Annotated in this window: 1 protein-coding gene; it reads right to left on the reverse strand. The window is 42.6% G+C overall.

Annotation, left to right across the window (positions count from 1 at the left end):
* The coding region (tuf, locus tag HMPREF9225_RS09675; protein WP_008902765.1) for an elongation factor Tu at positions 1-869 on the reverse strand (869 nt) is incomplete at both ends.

Raw genomic sequence — 869 nt, forward strand, 5'->3', positions numbered from 1 at the left:
CCTCTTTCGATTTCATTTCTTTGCACTCCTCTTAGTAGTGCTCCGATGTTATCTCCTGCTTGGGCTTGGTCTAGTAGTTTCTTGAACATTTCTACTCCGGTTACTACTACGCTTCTTCTTTCTTCGGATAGTCCTACGATTTCTACGTTGTCTCCTACTTTTACTGTTCCTCTTTCTACTCTTCCTGTTGCTACTGTTCCTCTTCCTGTGATTGAGAAGATGTCTTCTACTGGCATTAGGAATGGTTTGTCTGTGTCTCTTTCTGGTTGTGGAATGTAAGCGTCTACTTCTTCCATTAGTTTTACTATTTTGTCTCCCCATTCTCCTTCTGGTTCTTCTAGGGCTTTTAATGCTGATCCTACTACGATTGGTGTGTTGTCTCCGTCGAAGTCGTATTCGCTTAATAGGTCTCTTACTTCCATTTCTACTAGTTCGATTAGTTCTGGGTCATCTACTTGGTCTTCTTTGTTTAGGAATACTACTATCTTTGGTACCCCTACTTGTCTTGCTAGTAGGATGTGTTCTCTTGTTTGTGGCATTGGTCCGTCTGCTGCACTTACTACTAGGATTGCTCCGTCCATTTGTGCTGCTCCTGTGATCATGTTCTTTACGTAGTCAGCGTGGCCTGGACAGTCTACGTGTGCGTAGTGTCTGTTTGGTGTTTCGTATTCTACGTGTGATGTTGAGATTGTGATTCCTCTTTCTCTTTCTTCTGGTGCTTTGTCGATGTGTGCGTAGTCTACGTATTCTCCTGATCCGTATCTCTTGTTCATTACTAGTGTTATTGCTGCTGTTAGTGTTGTTTTACCGTGGTCTACGTGTCCTATTGTTCCTATGTTTACGTGTGGTTTGTTTCTTTCAAAATGCGC

This window comes from Peptoniphilus duerdenii ATCC BAA-1640, from assembly GCF_000146345.1.
Classification (GTDB): Bacteria; Bacillota; Clostridia; order Tissierellales; family Peptoniphilaceae; genus Peptoniphilus_B; species Peptoniphilus_B duerdenii.